13 protein-coding genes are annotated in these 17,716 nt (G+C 63.9%); 6 read left to right on the plus strand and 7 right to left on the minus strand.

The window, feature by feature from the left end; genetic code table 11:
* The first annotated feature begins 113 nt into the window (after positions 1–113).
* The gene (locus SR858_RS23190; protein WP_019923272.1) at positions 114–1,769 is read left to right on the plus strand and encodes a methyl-accepting chemotaxis protein; all 1,656 of its coding nucleotides are present in this window, start codon (positions 114–116) and stop codon (positions 1,767–1,769) included.
* Here SR858_RS23190 and SR858_RS23195 read toward each other — a convergent pair.
* The 3 genes from SR858_RS23195 to SR858_RS23205 form a co-directional block, all read right to left on the minus strand.
* Entirely contained in the window at positions 1,759–2,403 is a 645-nt protein-coding gene (locus SR858_RS23195; protein WP_019923273.1) for an NADPH-dependent F420 reductase, read from the minus strand. The two genes, SR858_RS23190 and SR858_RS23195, sit on opposite strands and share 11 nt — an antisense overlap.
* 75 nt (positions 2,404–2,478) lie before the next feature.
* Positions 2,479–2,925, minus strand: a complete 447-nt coding sequence (locus SR858_RS23200; protein ID WP_019923274.1) for an Rrf2 family transcriptional regulator — start codon at positions 2,923–2,925, stop codon at positions 2,479–2,481.
* 34 nt (positions 2,926–2,959) lie between these two features.
* Positions 2,960–3,889, minus strand: a complete 930-nt coding sequence (locus SR858_RS23205) for a LysR family transcriptional regulator (RefSeq protein ID WP_019923275.1) — start codon at positions 3,887–3,889, stop codon at positions 2,960–2,962.
* A 111-nt stretch (positions 3,890–4,000) separates the two neighbouring features.
* Here SR858_RS23205 and SR858_RS23210 point away from each other — a divergent pair, with 111 nt between their 5' ends.
* A complete protein-coding gene (locus SR858_RS23210; protein ID WP_019923276.1) occupies positions 4,001–4,843 on the plus strand; it encodes a pirin family protein in 843 nt (280 codons plus the stop codon).
* A gap of 20 nt (positions 4,844–4,863) precedes the next feature.
* On the opposite strand, the gene SR858_RS23215 is transcribed toward SR858_RS23210, so the two are convergent.
* The gene (locus SR858_RS23215) at positions 4,864–6,330 is read right to left on the minus strand and encodes a Fic family protein (RefSeq protein ID WP_019923277.1); all 1,467 of its coding nucleotides are present in this window, start codon (positions 6,328–6,330) and stop codon (positions 4,864–4,866) included.
* 259 nt (positions 6,331–6,589) lie between these two features.
* Here SR858_RS23215 and SR858_RS23220 point away from each other — a divergent pair, with 259 nt between their 5' ends.
* Together SR858_RS23220 and SR858_RS23225 are read left to right on the plus strand one after the other, a co-directional pair.
* Entirely contained in the window at positions 6,590–7,846 is a 1,257-nt protein-coding gene (locus SR858_RS23220) for a cupin domain-containing protein (protein ID WP_019923278.1), read from the plus strand.
* A gap of 16 nt (positions 7,847–7,862) precedes the next feature.
* Positions 7,863–9,134 (plus strand): Nramp family divalent metal transporter, encoded by a 1,272-nt coding sequence (locus SR858_RS23225; protein ID WP_019923279.1) that lies wholly within the window; start codon positions 7,863–7,865, stop codon positions 9,132–9,134.
* Here the strand turns inward: SR858_RS23225 and SR858_RS23230 are convergent.
* A complete protein-coding gene (locus SR858_RS23230) occupies positions 9,097–10,068 on the minus strand; it encodes a LysR family transcriptional regulator (protein ID WP_019923280.1) in 972 nt (323 codons plus the stop codon). The two genes, SR858_RS23225 and SR858_RS23230, sit on opposite strands and share 38 nt — an antisense overlap.
* Positions 10,069–10,170: 102 nt before the next feature.
* Positions 10,171–11,805 (minus strand): methyl-accepting chemotaxis protein, encoded by a 1,635-nt coding sequence (locus SR858_RS23235; RefSeq protein ID WP_019923281.1) that lies wholly within the window; start codon positions 11,803–11,805, stop codon positions 10,171–10,173.
* 323 nt (positions 11,806–12,128) lie between these two features.
* Between SR858_RS23235 and SR858_RS23240 the strand changes: the two genes are divergently transcribed.
* On the plus strand, positions 12,129–14,189 hold the full coding sequence (locus tag SR858_RS23240) for a S9 family peptidase (protein WP_019923282.1): 2,061 nt from the start codon (positions 12,129–12,131) through the stop codon (positions 14,187–14,189).
* A 106-nt stretch (positions 14,190–14,295) separates the two neighbouring features.
* Positions 14,296–15,813, plus strand: a complete 1,518-nt coding sequence (locus SR858_RS23245) for a BCCT family transporter (protein WP_019923283.1) — start codon at positions 14,296–14,298, stop codon at positions 15,811–15,813.
* Here the strand turns inward: SR858_RS23245 and SR858_RS23250 are convergent, their stop codons facing one another.
* Positions 15,814–17,691: a glycoside hydrolase family 2 protein gene (locus SR858_RS23250; RefSeq protein ID WP_019923284.1), complete on the minus strand. Its 1,878-nt coding sequence runs from the start codon at positions 17,689–17,691 to the stop codon at positions 15,814–15,816.
* Between the last annotated feature and the right edge of the window lie 25 nt (positions 17,692–17,716).

Below are 17,716 nucleotides of genomic sequence, written 5' to 3' on the forward strand. Positions count from 1 at the left end.
CCTGCCTAACGAACGCAATTCAAAACCCCCACTAAGATATATCCATAGGGAAATACAAATATCTTTAATTCACTATTATTTCATCCTCACCGTCGTCTACCCCAGGAGCTTCCATGCGTTTGTCCAATCTGAAAATCGGTGTGCGCCTCTACATGGCGTTCGGTTTAATCGTTGCCATGCTGGCGACGCTGGTCGTTGTGGCCGAGGTCAATTTCAGCCGACTCGGCACGGCCAACAGCTGGAACGTGCACACCTACGAGGTGCTGGCTGAAGCCAACGCGCTGCAGGAAAACCTGATCAACATGGAAACCGGCCAGCGCGGCTTTTCGCTGACCGGTAACGATGCCTCGCTCGAACCCTTCGTCGCCGGCAAGGCCGCTTTCACCAACAACCTAGCAAAGATTGCCGAACTCACCAGCGACAACCCGGTCCAGCAGCAGCGGCTGAAGGACCTGGCGGCGGCTGAACAACAGTGGCTGCGCGAGGCGGTGGAACCTGCCATCGCACTGCGCCGCAGCGGTGGCGACCAGCCCGAGACCATGGCGGCGGTGGTGCAGCTGGCGCAGTCGAACAAGGGCAAAGCGGCCATGGATGCCATGCGCGCCCAACTTGCCGTGATCCGGGACGGCGAGCAGGTACTGTTGACACAACGCTCGGCCGACCTCGCCGCCCAGCGCACCCGCACCGACATCCTCTTGATCGGCGGCGGCATCCTGGCGACGGTGATCGCGGCGGTACTGGCGCTGCTGCTGACCCGCAATATCACAGTGCCGCTGCAAGGCGCGGTGGCGCTGGCCCAGCGCGTTGCCAAGGGCGACCTGAGCAGCCATGTGGTCGTGGCCAGCAAGGATGAAACGGGCGAACTGATGCAGGCGCTCAGCGACATGAATGCGGCGCTCTACAACATCGTGCAGGAAGTACGCAGCGGTACCGACACCATCGCCACCGCCTCGGCCGAAATTTCTGCCGGCAATATGGACCTGTCCTCGCGCACCGAGCAGCAAGCCGGCTCGCTGGAAGAAACCGCGTCGTCGATGGAAGAACTGACCGCCACCGTCAAGCAGAATGCCGACAACGCCCGCGAAGCGCGCGATCTGGCCAGCTCGGCTTCCAGCGTGGCCGTGCGCGGCGGCGCCATGGTGGCGGAAGTGGTCACGACGATGGGTTCGATCAACGATTCCGCGCACAAGATCGTCGACATCATCGGCGTGATCGACAGCATCGCGTTCCAGACCAATATCCTGGCCTTGAATGCAGCAGTGGAAGCAGCGCGCGCCGGTGAACAGGGACGCGGCTTCGCGGTCGTCGCCACCGAGGTGCGCAACCTGGCGCAACGCTCGGCCAGCGCGGCCAAGGAAATCAAGGTGCTGATCGACGATTCGGTCAGCAAGGTGGACGCGGGCAGCAAACTGGTGGACCGCGCCGGTGCGACCATGCAGGAAGTGGTGGACAGCGTGCAGCGGGTCAATCACATCATCAGCGATATCGCCGCCGCCAGCGCCGAGCAGCGCCAGGGCATCGAGCAGGTCAACGACGCCATCACCCAGATGGACCAGGTCACGCAGCAAAACGCCGCGCTGGTGGAAGAAGCTGCAGCCGCGTCGAACGCGATGCAGGAACAGGCCGCAGCGCTGGCGCACGCGGTCAGCGTGTTCCAGCTCGAACCTGCCCACCCTGCGCCGGCGGTTCGTCAAGACCGCCATCCGGTGCGCGAGCCGCACGCCCGCCCTGCGCGGCCGGCGGGCGGCATGGCCATGCTCAGCGCTTGATGAAGTTGCTGGCCGACAGCGCGCCAAACGGCAGCTGGGTCAGCGGGCCGCCGACATCAAGCGCGCCCAGGTCCACCGCGAAGAAGCCGGCCGCCTCGAGCAGCTGGCGCACTTCGGCCTTGGCGGCGGCGTCGTCGCCCGAGTAGAACAGGGTGCGCTGGCCCCCCGCTTCTTTCGGTTCGAGCAGCAGCTTGACGTCGAGGTGGTTGAGCGCCTTGACCACCCGGGCGCCCGGCGCGAGCTGGCTGAAGATCGCGCTCGAATGCTGGCTGCCGAGGTCGATGGCCTTGATGCCGTAGGCGGCTAGCGGGTTGGTCGGGTCCTTGGCGTCATCCGAATCGGGATCGAGGAACAGGACCGGGTTGGTGCCATCGACCACGATGCGGTTGTTCCAGGCCGGCAGTTGCGGCATCAGTTCTTCCAGGGTTTCCCAGCGCACGGCAACGAACACGATGTCGGCGCTGGCAGCCTGCTCGACGGTGCCGGCAGTAATGCTGGGGCCGGTTTCGGCCAGCAGCGGCGCCAGCGCAGCCGGACCCGATCTGTTGGCGATGACCGCCGAAAAGCCGGCGCCAGCCAGAATGCGCGCGATATTGCCACCAAGGGCGCCCGAACCAATGATTCCGATAGACATACTATTCTCCTGAGTAGGAACTGCATTAAATACTGTGTGACATACACAGTTACATTTAAGATGTAAAAAAAGCCGCTACCACACCAGCGGAATTGAAAACTTGCCGATCCGCGCCACCTCGGCCGCCATGTCGGCAATCGTCACCTTGGCCAGTTCCGCTTCAAACGCGGACTGGGCGCTGGCCAACGATGGCGCGATCGCCGCCTGGATATTGCCGCCAACGGCACAGTTTTCACAAGGCGGCGTGCGGTGCAAAGTGAACATCTCGGTGTCTTCCACCGCCCGGTACACGTCGAGCAGGCGAATCTGCGCTGCCGGCTTGGCCAGCAAGGCCCCACCGCCCGCCCCCAGTTGCGACGTGGTCAGTCCGGCGTCGCTCAACATCGACAACAACCGCCGTATCACCGCTGCCCCCGTATTGGCCGAGTACGCCACATCTTCCGACCGCACCGGCTTGCCACCCATTACTTCGATGGAGACCAGGGTGTGGATGGCAACGGCGAATCGGGAGCTGGTGGGCATACATTTCTTTTTTAGTAGTGTGTTAGCAACACTATCACACACTATTGTCGGGTGCGTCAATCTTTTTTTCGTGGATGGCATTGAGGCGATCGCGCACCAGGTCGATCAAGGCGGCCACCACCGCCGGCAAATGCTGGCGCGTGGGATACATCGCATGCAGGCCGAAGCTGGCGCTGCTGTACTGCGGCAGCACCGGCGCCAGCCGCCCGGCGTGCAGGTCGAGCCGCACCAGCGCGCCCGGCAGCAGCGCCACACCGAGTCCGGCCAGGGCGGCTTTGCGCTGCGCCTGCGCAGTGTTGGCGGCAAAGCGGCACGGCACGTGGACTTCCTGTTCGACGTTATCGGGACCGGCCAGGCGCCAGGTGGCCAAGCCGCTCGGATGGGCTACGCCGATGGCGTCGTGGCCGGCCAGATCCTGCAAGGAATTCGGTGCGCCGCGCGCGGCCAGGTAGGCGGGGCTGGCAACCAGATGGTTGCTGCCGGGCGCGAGGATTTCGCGGCTGACAAATCCCAGTTCCTGCGGCTGGCCGCCGCGGAACGCCACGTCGATCTGCTCGGTGATCATGTCGGCGCGGGTGTCGCTGAGCACGAAGTCGAGCCGGATGCCAGGGTAGCGCGCCATGAACTGCGCCAGCCACTGGGCGCGGAAGAAATCGAAGAAGTCGGCCGGCACCGCCACCCGCATCACGCCGCTGGGCTGCTCGCTGCCGATCATGCTGGCCTGGCTGGCGGCAGCGAGATCGTCCACCGCGCTCGCACAGCGCTGGTGAAAGGCCTGGCCGGCGCTGGTAAGGGTGAGCTTGCGCGTGGAGCGCAGCAGCAACCGCGTATTGAGCCGGGCTTCCAGTTGCTGGATGCGGCGGCTCACGGTATTCGGTGGCAGGCCCAGGCGGCGCGCCGCGCCGGCAAAGCTGCCACTGCGCACCACCTGGACAAACAGCGCGATATCGTTAAGATCGAGCACGTAATTCCCATTAAATCTGGATGAGTCAAATCCAATTATAGCGGCTAGTAAAGTAATCACCGGGGTCCTATTCTTCTTCCATTGCGATCTGAACCTGCCAAGGACATCACCATGAATACCGCCGCCGCCATCGTCGCGCCCCGCGCCATCATCCACCGTACCCGCGGCCGCGTGCACGGCCCGATCACCCGGCTTGCCAGCCCCGGCGACCTCGGCCATCATCTGAAACCGTTCGTGTTTCTCGACCTGTTCAAGCTCGACGATATGGCGCGCTTACCGAAGTTCGGCATGCATCCCCACTCCGGCATTGCCACGCTCACTTACCTGATCACCGGCGCGACCAGCTACGAGGACTCGACCGGCGAGGCTGGCGTGCTGTCCGCTGGCAGCGTCGAGTGGATGCAAGCCGGCAATGGCGTCTGGCACACGGGCGGCCCCGTCGGCACCGACCCGATGCTGGGCTTCCAGCTGTGGATCGCACTGCCGCCCGCACTGGAAAATGCCGCGCCCTACAGCATGTACATCGAACCAGGTGATATCCCGCAGCAGGGACCGGTGCGCGTGCTGCTGGGCAGTTACGGCGATCTGCACAGCCCGTTCCCGGCGCCGTCCGACATGTCCTATATCGCGGTCCACCTGCGCGACGGCGAGCACTGGCGCTATGATCCGCCCGCTGGCCACGATGTCGCCTGGCTGGCGCTCAATGCCGGCCGGCTCAATGGCGGTGTGCAGGCTGCCGCTGGCGAACTGGTGGTGTTCGAGGAGTCGGCACAAGCACTCGAGATGGTGGCCCGGGGCGAGACATCGTTCGTGCTCGGCTCAGCGGTCAAGCATCCGCACGACCTGGTGATGGGCAACTACTCGGTCCATACGAGCCGCGCGGCGCTGGTCAAGGGCGAGGCGGAGATTGAGCGGATCGGGGCGAGGTTGCAGGCGGAGGAACGGTTGCGGTAGCACAAACTGCCTCGACTTCCTCAATCGGCGCGATCGCGCTGACTGCGCCGGTATCTTTGCAACCGGCTCTGCGGCTTCTCCGGAACGGTCATTTCGATCAAGCCAGCATCGAGCGCTGGCTGCAAGTAATTGGCCCGAAAATGTTTATGGTCCTTTAAACCGAGCGCGCCTTGAATGTCCGTACGTTTCATTTCACCGTGCATGACCTCAAGTAACCGGCCGACTTCGGGGGTGACTTGGGGGGTGACTTGGGGGGTGACTTGGGGGGCGACTTGGGGGGCGACTTGGGGGGCGACTTGGGGGGTGACTTGGGGGGTGACCTCTTCGACAAACTGCCGCCTGATACGCACCACGAACTGGTTCGCTTCCACGTCATTGATCAGGTCGATGGAAGGCCAGTCCTGCAAAGCGCGTGGGATTCCGGTTCCCAAACCCCGATAAGGCAGTATATGCACCGCATGTTCGGTCAGCATGGGATTGCGACGATTGGTCGCCCCCCGGCGGATTGCCTCCGTGCTGAGGCTATCGGGCAGGTGGCCCGGACTGATAATTTCGATCCGATCCAAAAACAGCATCAAGCGGATGGAAGCGCTGGTGAAGTAGTCTCGATGAATCAATGCATTGACCAGTAACTCTTCCAGTGCCTGCTCTGGAATTTCCAGCACGCCCAGGGTATTGAATCCGCGCTGGTCCTGAATGTGCCGCAGGTTGCGACGCAGAAAAGCAAAGCTGCGCTGATATTGCTCCAGTAAAGGACCATCGATATCTTCACTGTCCAAATAACGCGTATCGTGCAACTCCTTGCCAGGAAAGGCGACCGCCTTGACTTCAAACGCGGGACGAAAATGCTGTGGATATCTGCCGAATAACAGAAGTCCTGCCAGGTTCAACTCCCGGCCGTCGCCCAGTCCAAGATTATGGAACAGTTGTTCCGGTGCTTGCCCTGAAAACTCGCTGCTCTGTCCATAGCGGCGATTGAAATACGTATTGAATGCCTTGTCGTCGATATCGGACGTCGAGCTTCCTGCAACCGGCACCACGTCGGCATAGACCAGTCCCGCACGCTGAAACATGCGCTGCAATTCCTCCCGGGACGTCACATGCCGTTTGTCGGCGCCATTTTTTACCCATACACGTCCTTGCAAATCCGTGTACGGCTTGTTCAGGCCATCGGGCACCGTCACCACCATCACGATGCCTTGCCCTACCTGGATGTTTTCAGTCAGGGGGTGAACCGGGGGACGAACATGCTGATTGGCAGCGTTGCTGAGCAACTGGTTGAGCCGCCTGATGGTTGTCGGATAAAGGGGTGCGAGACTGCCGTCATCTTCCACGCCGATAAACACCTGGCCGCCGCCGCTATTGGCAAACGCCGACAACTCGGCCGCTACGCCATCGGCGTTGGTCATATCGCGCTTGAACTGGTGACGGCTGTCCTCGCCGCGTGACAGCACATGCATTAGCTCATCCGGTGTCATGGGGTTCATACGATCTCCGTGTCCCGGATGATCATGCCATAGCCTCGAAACCATGTCGCCACCGTTCCCTGCCGCATCGCCTCCGCATACTACCCGTGCATCAGCCCCGCTTATAGATCACCCAAAGAAATCCTGAATATCCTTCCCGCGCATCGCGCCCTACTATTTCTCCATCGGAGTGCCTGCCGAAATTTACCGCCCGTGCAGCCGCTCCTGTGTTGAACCGCTGTCCGTCCCGAACAGCGGAAACTCTTCAAGGAGAATTAGTATGACCGACCTCAATCGTCGCGGAATCCTGGCCGGTGCGGCCGCCGGTGCGGTGGCGCTGGGCGCTGCTGCCGCTGCCAAGGCTGCCGAGTTCGGCAATCCCAACCGGCCGCTGCAAGGCGCCATCAATTCGTCGGCGCTCGCCAATGCCGATCCCGGTCCGCAAAATCCGGCGTTGCGCGATGTGCTGCCGTCGTTTGCCAATCCACCGGCGACCGACGTGGGCGGCATGCAGATCCCGTGGAACTCGTTCAACATGGCGCACAAGCGCATCCAGGATGGCGGCTGGGCGCGCGAGGTGACCACCAAGGCGTTCCCGATTTCGAAGGACATCGCCGGCGTCAACATGCGCCTGGGACCGGGCGGCGTGCGCGAACTGCACTGGCACCAGCAGGCCGAGTGGGCCATCGTCACCGTGGGCGGCATCCGCATCACCACCATCGACAGCCAGGGCCGCTCCGAGGTGGCCGACGTCGAGATGGGCGACATCTGGTACTTCCCGCCCGGCCTGCCGCACTCACTGCAAGGCATCGGCGCCAACGGCGGCGAGTTCGTGATCGCCTTCGACGACGGCGCCTCCGGCGAATTCAACACACTCATGCTCAGCGACTGGCTGGCCCACACGCCGCCCGACATCCTGGCGCAAAACTTCGGCGTGCCGGCCGCTCAATTCAAGAACATCCCGCTCGAGCAGCTGTGGATTTACCAGGGCGCGCAGGCCGGTCCGCTCAAGGCCGACCAGCTGTACGCGGCCTCCAGCCTCGGCCGCCCCGACCACCCGTTCATCTTCCGCATGGGTTCCATGAAACCCACGCTGACGCAGCCCGGGGGCGAAGTGCGCATTGTCGACAGCAACAATTTTCCGATGTCGAAAACCGTGGCGGCGGCGCTGGTGACCTTGCGCCCGGGCGGGCTGCGCGAAATGCACTGGCATCCGGACGCCGACGAATGGCAGTACTTCATCAAGGGCTCCGGACGCATGACGGTATTCAATACCGGGCCGGTGGCGCAAACGGTGGACTTCAACCCCGGCGACGTCGGCTACGTGCAGAAAAGCCTGGGCCACTACATCAAGAATACCGGCACCTCGGACCTGATTTTCCTCGAACTGTTCAAGTCCGACCACTTCGCGGAAGTCTCGCTGTCGCAGTGGCTGGCCAACACGCCGCGCCAGCTGGTCAAGGAGCACCTGCGGGTGGACGACGCCACGCTCGACGTCATCCACAAACTCAAGAACCGCCGCGACGTGATCGCGTGAAGTAGGGAGACCTTTCATGACAATCGCCGCCAATACCACCGCCACCGTCGCCACCATGCGCGACGCCCTCGACCACCAGCGGCGCGGCCTGCGCTCGGTGTTGGCGTTTGCCGGACCGGCGGTGGTGGCGTCGGTGGCGTACATGGACCCCGGTAACTTCGCCACCAACCTGCAGGCGGGCTCCACCTACGGCTACCAGCTGCTGTGGGTGGTGCTGCTCGCGAGCCTGGTGGCGATGCTGTTCCAGGCCATGTCGGCCAAGCTGGGCATCGTCACCGGCCGCAGCCTGGCCGAGGTGTGCCGCGACGAGTTTTCGCGGCCGCTGGTGGTGGCGATGTGGATTGCCGCCGAAATCGGCGCCATCGCCACCGACCTGGCCGAATTCATGGGCGGCGCCATCGGCATCTCGCTGCTGTTCGACGTGCCGCTGGGCTGGGCGCTGGTGGTCACCGGCGTGGTGATATTCGCCATCCTGTCGCTGGACGCGCAGGGTTTCCGGCCGCTGGAAATCGTGATCGCCGCGCTGGTGGCGGTGATCGGCCTCAGTTACCTGGCCGAGCTGGTGATCGTGCCGCCCGACTGGCACGCGGCGCTGTTCCACACCTTTGTGCCGCAACTGCACGGCAAGGATGCGCTGATGCTGGCCGTGGGCATCGTCGGCGCGACCATCATGCCGCATTCGATCTACCTGCGTTCGGGCCTGACGCAGCACCGCGCGCCGGCCCGCAACGACGCCCAGCGCCGCCAGCTCGTGTCGTTCTCCAACCGCGAGGTGGCGGTCGCACTAGGCGCTGCCGCGCTGGTCAACATGGCGATGGTGGCGATGGCTGCCGCCGCCTTCAGCGAAACCGCACCCGGCCTGGCCGATATCGCCACCGCCTACCACACGCTGGTGCCGGCGCTGGGCACGGGTGCCGGCGTGCTGTTCCTGATTTCGCTGCTGGCGTCGGGCATATCGAGTTCGGTGGTGGGCACCATGGCCGGCCAGAACATCATGCAGGGCTTCGTTGGCTTTAAAATTCCGCTGATGGCGCGCCGCCTGGTCACCATGGTGCCGGCGTTTATCGTATGCGCCACCATGAATCCGATGACGGCCATGATCGACAGCCAGATCGTGTTAAGCCTGGTGCTGCCGGTGCCGCTGATCGCGCTGGTGGTGCTGTCGTCGCGCCACTCGGTGATGCAGGGTTTTACGGCCGGCCGCAGGCTGACCGTGATGGCGGCGGTGGCTGCCGCCGCCATCGTGCTGCTCAATGTGGCGCTGCTGTGGCAGGCATTGGCTGGGTGAGTGATAAATGATCGAGCCGCGCCGCGCCCTCGTCGAGCAGGAACCGGTAAAAGTCGCGCGCCGCGCCCGGCAGCCCATGTTCGCCACGGTGCACTGCATGCCACTGCTGCATCACAGGAAAACCCTGCACATCGAGCACGCACAACTGGCCACTGCGCACATCGGCCTGCACTTCGCGCGCGGACAGCAGGCCGATGCCCATGCCGGCAATGACCGACTGGCGGATCGCCTCGCTGCAACCGAGTTCCATGAAGCGCGGTTCGGTGTCAAAACCGATGGCGGCGCGGCCCAGCAGGGTGTCGTCCGCTACCTGGCGCGTATCGGTACCATGCTCGCGCACGATCAGGCATTCGTGCGCCAGGTGCGCGACCGGCACCTGCGGCGCGCCGGCCAGCGGGTGATCGGGCGGCGCCACCAGCACGAACGGATTGTCGGCAAACGGCGTGGCATCGACCCCGCGCAGTTCGGGCGGATGCAGCATCACCGCCAGGTCGAGCGTATCGCAGCGCAGCATGGCAACCAGCTGGTCGCGGCTGCGCACGGTCATGTCGAGGTCGATGTGGTCATGGTCCTGCAAGAAGGCGCGGATCAGGTGCGGGAAGCAGCAACTGCCCGACGTGATCAGGCCCACGCGCAGTCGCTGGCGCGGCTGTTCGGCAGCAACGGTCAGCAGGCTGGCCAGCGATTGCTCGGCGGCGCGCAGGTCGGCCAGGATCACCTGGCAGTGGCGCAGCACTACGCGGCCGCCGTCGGTGAGCGCGATGCGCTTGCCGGTCTGGCGAAACAGCGGCAGTCCGGCCAGGCCTTCCATCTGCTTGATCTGCATCGAGACGGCGGGCTGGGTCAGGTGCAGGTCTTCGGCCGCGCGCGAAAAGCTCAGGTTGCGCGCCACGCTCTCAAAGATGCGGAACTGGCGCAGGGTGATGTTTTTCATCGGGTGGACTCTCCGTCACGTGGAAAACGTACCACCCGAGTCTAGCCTATGTGCTTCACCGCCAAGCTTACCGTTTGGCAGGGAAAGCACCGCGCCGCACGGTCAGGCCGGCAGCGCTACCCGCGACGATGCGGCCACGCGGCCCGCGCTCCTGGCGCCACCTACCCCACCCGTGCCAGCCGGCCGGCCAGCATCGTCGAGCTGGAACTGGCTGACGATCTGCGCCAGCTCGCGCGCCTGTTCCTGCATCGATTCGGCCGCGGCTGCCGCTTCTTCCACCAGCGCGGCGTTTTGCTGGGTGACGGTGTCCATCTCGGTGACGGCCTGGTTGATCTGTTCGATGCCCTGGCCCTGCTCGGCGCTGGCGGCCGCAATGTCGGCCATGATGACGGTGACATCGCGAATGCTGTCCACCACCTCGGTCATGGTCTGGCCGGCCTTTTCCACCAGCGCGCTGCCCTCACCCACCTGCTGCACCGAGGCGTTGATCAGCGTGGTGATTTCCTTGGCGGCGGCGGCCGAGCGGTGCGCCAGGTTGCGCACTTCCGTGGCCACCACGGCAAAGCCGCGGCCCTGCTCGCCGGCGCGCGCCGCTTCCACGGCCGCGTTCAGGGCCAGGATGTTGGTCTGGAAGGCGATGCCGTCGATCACGCTGATGATGTCGGCCACCTTGCCCGACGACGTGCGGATCGATTGCATGGTATCGACCACGCTGGCGACCACGGCGCCGCCCTTCACCGCCACGTCGGACGCGGTCTGCGCCTTGCTGCGCGCCTCCTGGGCATTGTCGGCATTGTGGCGCACGGTGGACGTGAGTTCTTCCATCGACGACGCGGTTTCTTCCAGCACGCTGGCCTGCTGCTCGGTGCGGGCCGACAGGTCCTGGTTGCCGCTGGCGATCTGCGACGACGCCGAGGCGATGGTTTCAGTGCCGCCGCGCACGCGGCCGACAATCTGCTGCAGGCTGCCGCTCATGGTGTGCAGCGCGTGCAGCAGCTGGCCGGTTTCGTCGCGCGTGGGCTGGTAGTGGCGCGTGCGCAGGTCACCGGCAGCCACCGCCTCGGCCAGGGTCACGGCCGCGCCGATGGGGCGGGTGACCGAACGCGTGATCAGCCAGGCGCCGGCGCTGCCGCATACCAGTGCCAGCACGGACAACAGGATGGTGGTCAGGCGGGTGGACGCGATGCGCGCAGCGATGTCGTCCATGGCGCTGGCCGCAATCGCCTTTTGCAGCTTGGCCAAACCGCCAATGGTCGCTTGGAGGGCGTCGAGTGCGGGCAGCGTAGTGCCCAGCAGCGCGGCGGTTGCCTCGTCGCGCTTGCCCTCGGCCAGCAAGGCGCTCACTTTGGAAAACGCCTGTACATAGGTGGCGCGGTCGGTCTTGAACTGCGCCAGCAGGGCCTTGCCTTCCGGGCGCGTGATCATGGCGTCGAGCACGGCCACGGCATCGGTGATGGTCTTCTTGTTGGCGTCGATCCGGCCGCGCACGCGGTCGGCGTAAGCCTGGTCCGGCGCCATGAACAGTTCCATCGTGTAGCGCGCGTTGGCGCGGGTGGTGGCGTCGATCAGCGCCACGGCATCGGCCTTGGCCATGTCTTCGTGGACGATCTGCTCGCTGCGCGCGCCGATCCCGTTGATCTGGGCGATCGACACCACCGACTGCACGGCCATCATCAACAGTACTGCCGCGAAGCACAAACCCAGCCGCGTGCCGATTTTTAGATCCTGGATACGCATACCTTCTCCCTGCACGATCTGGTTTTATGGTGAATCTCCGGCGATTTTTGGGACAGAGACTAGCAGTGACAGCACACGACAACCAGTGGTGTCACGCAAACGATGTTAACCATTTAATTTACCTGGCGCAATGAATGCGGAGTCAATCCCGGTGATTATTTTGCATCGCAACAACGCTATCGCGTTCCCGGAATTCTGCCATCCATGCCGCGCCGTCTGCCGTCCATCGCATGGATTCCCCGAAACGGGCGATTGCCGCTACCATCATCGGGCACATGCAAACCTGGCATGTTTGACCGTTTCATCACTTCGACGAGGTATCCATGAATCGTATCGCCCTGAAAGTCCTGCCTGCGCTGCTCCCGGTTCTGCTTCCTACCATGCTGCTGGCCAGCGCCCTGCCCGCCCATGCCCAATCCGCCCCCGCTGCCACCGCAGTCAACGACGTGCCGCTGATCGAACGCGCCAAGATCTTCGGCAACGCCAGCAAATCCGGCGCCAACATCAGCCCGGACGGCAAGTGGCTGTCGTGGATCGCGCCGCGCGACGGCGTGCTCAATGTGTGGGTGGCGCCGAGCAGTGATTTAACGAAGGCGAAGCCGCTCACCGACGAAAAATCGCGGCCGATTCGCAGCAGCTTCTGGGCGCCGGACTCGAACACGGTGCTGTTCATCCAGGATAAGGGCGGCGATGAAAACTTCCTGCTGTACGGCGTCGATGTCGTCTCGGGCAAGCAGACCAACTACACGCCGTTCGAGAAAACCCGGGTGCAGATCGTCAATATCAGCAGCAAGGTCAAGGACCGCATCCTGATCGGCGTCAACAACCGCGATCCGAAATGGCACGACGTCCACAGCCTCGACCTGAAGACCGGCAAACTGACGCTGGTGCAGCAGAACGACGGCTACGCCGGCTTCCTGGCCGACGAACAGCTCAAACTGCGCCTCACCATCAAGGCGCGCGCCGACGGCGGCGCCACCTATTACCGCATCGTCGATGGCAAGATCGAGACCACGCCGGTGACCGAGGTGGGACTCGACGATTCGCAGACCACGGCGCCGCTGGGCTTCACCACCGATGGCAAGACCTTGTACTGGACCGACTCGCGCAACCGCAATACGTCGGCGCTGCTGGCCCAGGACGTTGCCAGCGGCAAGACCACCGTGGTGGCCGAAGATCCGCGCGCCGACATCTCCAACGCCCTGCTCGACAAGCGCACCGGCCGCGTGCTGGCCTACGGCGTCGATTACCTGAAGCAGGAATACGTGCCGCTCACCGATGCACTGAAGGCCGACCTGGCGTACCTGAAGAAAAACATCGAGGGCCAGTTCTTCGTCAGCTCCCGCAACGAGGCCGACGACAAGTGGCTGATCACGGTCGATCCGGTCACCGCCCCCTCGTCCACCTGGCTGTACGACCGCAAGGCCAAAAAGCTCAGCAAATTGTATGTGAGCCGGCCCGAACTCGAAGGCGCGCCGCTGGCCGCCATGCATCCGCAGGAAATCAAGGCGCGCGACGGCCTCACGCTGGTCTCGTACCTGACCCTGCCCAAGTCGGTCGATGCCAGCGGCACCGGCCGCGCCGGCAAACCGGTGCCGCTGGTACTGATGGTGCATGGCGGCCCGTGGGCCCGCGACCGCTACGGCTACAACAGCTACCACCAGTGGCTGGCCAATCGCGGCTACGCGGTGCTGTCGGTGAACTACCGCGGCTCGACCGGCTTCGGCAAGAATTTCATCTCGGCGGCCGACCTGCAGTGGGGCCGCAAGATGCACGATGACTTGCTCGACGCGGTGGACTGGGCGGTCAAGAGCGGCATCACCACCAGCGACAAGGTGGCCATCATGGGCGGCTCGTACGGCGGCTATGCCACCCTCGCCGGACTGGCGTTCACGCCCACCACGTTTGCCTGCGGCGTCGATATCGTGGGGCCGTCGAACCTGTTTACGCTGCTGCAAACCATCCCGCCGTACTGGGAAGCGGGCAAGCAGCAGTTCTACAAGCGCATGGGAGATCCCACCACCGAGGAAGGCAAAGCACTGCTCAAGGAACGCTCGCCGCTCAACTTCGCCGCCGACATCGTGCGTCCGCTGCTGATCGGCCAGGGCGCCAACGACCCGCGCGTGAACGTACGCGAGTCGGTGCAGATCGTCGATGCGATGAAGGCGAAAAATATCCCGGTGACGTACGTGGAGTTCCCGGACGAAGGCCACGGCTTTGCACGCCCGGTCAACAACATCGCCTTCAACGCGGTGACCGAAAACTTCCTCGGCAAGTGCCTGGGCGGACGCGCCGAACCGATTGGCGGCACCATCAAGGCGTCCACCGCGCAGGTGAAATATGGCGCCGAGTTTGCGCCGGGGCTGGTGGAGGCGCTGAAATAAATAGTTACGAAACAGTTAATTCATGCGGAAAAGCAAGGGAAATTTGTTGCATGTAGAATAACTGGAGAGGCATCCGCGTGGATGCCGGTGCTCCACGGAGAAACGCATGCAAACCTTGTTTTCCGCAGGATTTATCCTGTGCGTGGTGCTGTGGGGCGTGCTCGCCCCCGACCACATGGCGGCGGTGTTCGACACCCTGCTCGCTGCCGTCACCCGCAACTTCGGCTGGCTGTATTTATGGGTGGTGCTGGGCCTGGTGATTTTCGCCGTGTGCACCGCCTTCAGCCGCTATGGCAACCTCAAACTCGGCGGCGAAGATGAAGAGCCCGAGTTTTCCGTGGTCAGCTGGTTCTCGATGCTGTTTGCCGCCGGCATGGGCATCGGCCTGGTGTTCTGGGGCGTGGCCGAGCCGATCTCGCATTACAGCTCGGCGCCGCCGGGCGTGGTATCCGGCACCCCGGAAGCGGCCAACGCCGCCATGCGCTACGTGTTCTTCCACTGGGGCGTGCACCCGTGGGCGGTGTACGCCATCGTCGCGCTGTCGATCGCCTTTTTCCAGTACCGCCGCAACGGCACCGCGTTGATCAGCACCGTCACCGAGGCGCTGCCGTGGCGCTTCGTCAAGCGTCTGTCACCATTGGTCAACGGCATCGCCGTGGTGGCCACGGCATTTGGCGTGGCCGCGTCGCTGGGCGTGGGCGCGCTGCAGATCAACAGCGGCATGCACGCGGTGTTCGGCTTCGACATCAGCGACCGCAACCAGGTGCTGATCATCATCGTCACCTCGTGCATGTTCATCGCCTCGGCCGTGAGCGGCGTCGAAAAAGGCGTCAAGCTGCTCTCGAACGCCAACATGATCATGGCTGGCGTACTGGCGCTGGCCGTGTTCATCCTCGGTCCCACCGTGGCCATCATCGACACGCTCACCAACTCGCTGGGCAGCTATGTCAACGATATCGTGCGCATGAGCTTGCGCGCCACGCCGTTCCGCGACAGCAGCTGGGTGGGCACCTGGACCATCTTTTACTGGGCCTGGTGGATTTCATGGTCCCCGTTCGTCGGCCTGTTCATCGCGCGCGTGTCGCGCGGGCGCACCATCCGCGAATTCATCCTTGGCACCGTGCTGGCGCCGTCGCTCGCTGCGTTCATCTGGTTCTCGATCTTCGGCGGCACCGCGCTGTACATGGAAATCTGGCAGCACGTGCCGCTGGCGCAGGCGGTCAAGGACGATATGTCCACCGCGCTGTTTACCATGTTTAACGCCATGCCGTTCGGCGCCATCATGTCGGTGGTGGCCACCGCGCTGGTGGTGATTTTCTTCGTCACGTCCGGCGACTCGGCGGTGCTGGTCCTGGGCATGATGAGCGCCGGGGGCGATCCGAATCCCACCGCCCGCAGCAAGGTGATGTGGGGCGTGCTGGTGGCGGGCATCGCCATCAGCCTGCTGCTCGCCGGCGGCCTGAAGGCGGTGCAAACGGCCACCATCCTGTTCGCGCTGCCGTTCTCGCTGGTGATCGTCATGATGGCGGTATCACTGTACCGCGCCATGCGCGAGGACTGGATCGCCGAAGACCGGCGCGAGAAGGAATTGCGGCGCAAGGTGCGGCAGATGGTGTCCAAATAATTATTTGGTACCTGCTTTGCGGTTGTAGTAATCAGCCAGCACGCCAAACGCCTGCTTGCGCACGCCGGTTTCCGACATCAGGCCCTTGCGGTTCCAGCCGTTCTGGAACACCGGGTGTTCGCGCCGTGGCGACTGGAAGTCTTTCAGGATCCACGGCGACAGCCCGCGCAGGGTTGGCAGCTTTTCGGCCAGCGCCAGCGTCTGGCGGTAGTACTCGGCCTGGTACTCTTCGGTGAATTTCTTCATACCGTCGTTGCGGTAGCCGGCCAGCGCATCGGCGCCGAATTCGGACAGGATCAGCGGCCGGTCGGTGGGCAGCTTCCATTTCAGGTTGGGCAGCGCATCGAGCGTGTCGCCGCCGTACCAGCCGGCGTAGGTGTTTACGGCCAGCACGTCGAGCTTGTCGGCCAGCGGGTCCTGGATTTCGGTCACTTCTTCGCCGTTGACCTTGTGGCGCTCCACCAGCAGCGCGGCGCTGACCAGGCGCGTTGGATCGAGTGCGCGCACGTTATCGGCCATGGCGCTATGGAAGGCGGTGCGCGCCGGCGACACTGGGGTCTCGTTACCCACGCTCCACATCACGACAGCGGCGCGGTTGCGGTCGCGATAAATCGTTTCGGCCTGCATCACCAGGGCCTTGTGCAGCACGGCCGGGTTTTCCCAATCGACGGTCCAGTACACGGGAATTTCGCTCCAGACCAGCAAGCCGATTTCGTCGGCCAGGCGCAGCGTGGTTTCCGAGTGCGGGTAGTGCGACAGGCGCACGTAGTTGCCATTCAAGCCGTGCTTGATTTCGCTGAGCAGCGCGCGCGACGCCTGTTCGGTCATGTTGCGCGCCGGGTTAGATCCGAACTCCTCTTCGTGCAGCGAGATACCGCGCAGGAAGATCGGTTTGCCGTTGAGCAGAATCTCGTTGCCCTTGACGGCGATGGTCCGGAAACCGATGCGGTCGCGGATGGCATCGGTCGCGGTGGAAAAGCGCACGTCGTACAGTTTCGGGCTGTCGGGCGACCAGCGTTGCAGCTTGCCCGGTGCGGCCAGCGCAAACACGGCGCGGCCGTTGGCATCGGTGGTGGCGCTGGCGGTGGCCAGGTCGCCAATCGCCACTTTGACCAGTTGCCCGGCCGCTTGCGCACCTTGCAGCTGCACGGCGCCGGTGATGCGGCCGTCCTGGCCCAGGCTCACGGTGGCGTCGTCGATAAAGGTGGCGGGCGTGGTAATCAGGCGCACCGGGCGCGTGATGCCGCCGTACAGGTCCCAGTCGGTGATCGGGGTGGGAATGGTTTGCGCGTCGTGGGTGGAATCGACGCCGACCGTCAGGCGGTTGTCGCCGGCGCGCAGGGCGTCGGTCACTTCCAGCACGAACGGCGTGAAGCCGCCTTCGTGGCGGCCGATTTCCTTGCCGTTCAAGTACACGTAGGCGCGGTAGTTGACCGCCTCGAAGCGCAGGAAGGCGCGCTTGCCCTGCTCCTTGCGCGCATTGAACTTGCGCTGGAACCAGACCAGGCCATCATAGTAGCGCAAGGTGGGCGTGGCCGCGTTCCAGGCGCCGGGAATGTTCATCTGCGCGCTGCGATCAAGGTCGAATTCGAAGAACTCGACGCCGCCCTTGGCTTCCTGGGCGGCGATGTCGATGTCGCGGTAGCGCTGCATGCGCGACTTGGCCACCCAGCCGTTGATGTCGTTCAGACCGGTGCGATACAGGTCTTTCGAATAGGTCCACTGGCCCGATAAATCGACGCTGTCGCGCGACTGCGAGGCGGTCAGCAGTACGGCCGGGCGCAGGTCGGCGTGGGTGGTGGGCGGCGTTACGGTGGCAGCAGCATCGGCCGGTCCGAAGTGGAGTACCAGGCACAGGGCGATAAAGATTTTTTTCATGGTCGTCAAATAAATCTGGTTAATC

The sequence above is a fragment of the Duganella zoogloeoides genome, from assembly GCF_034479515.1.
Classification (GTDB): Bacteria; Pseudomonadota; Gammaproteobacteria; order Burkholderiales; family Burkholderiaceae_D; genus Rugamonas; species Rugamonas zoogloeoides.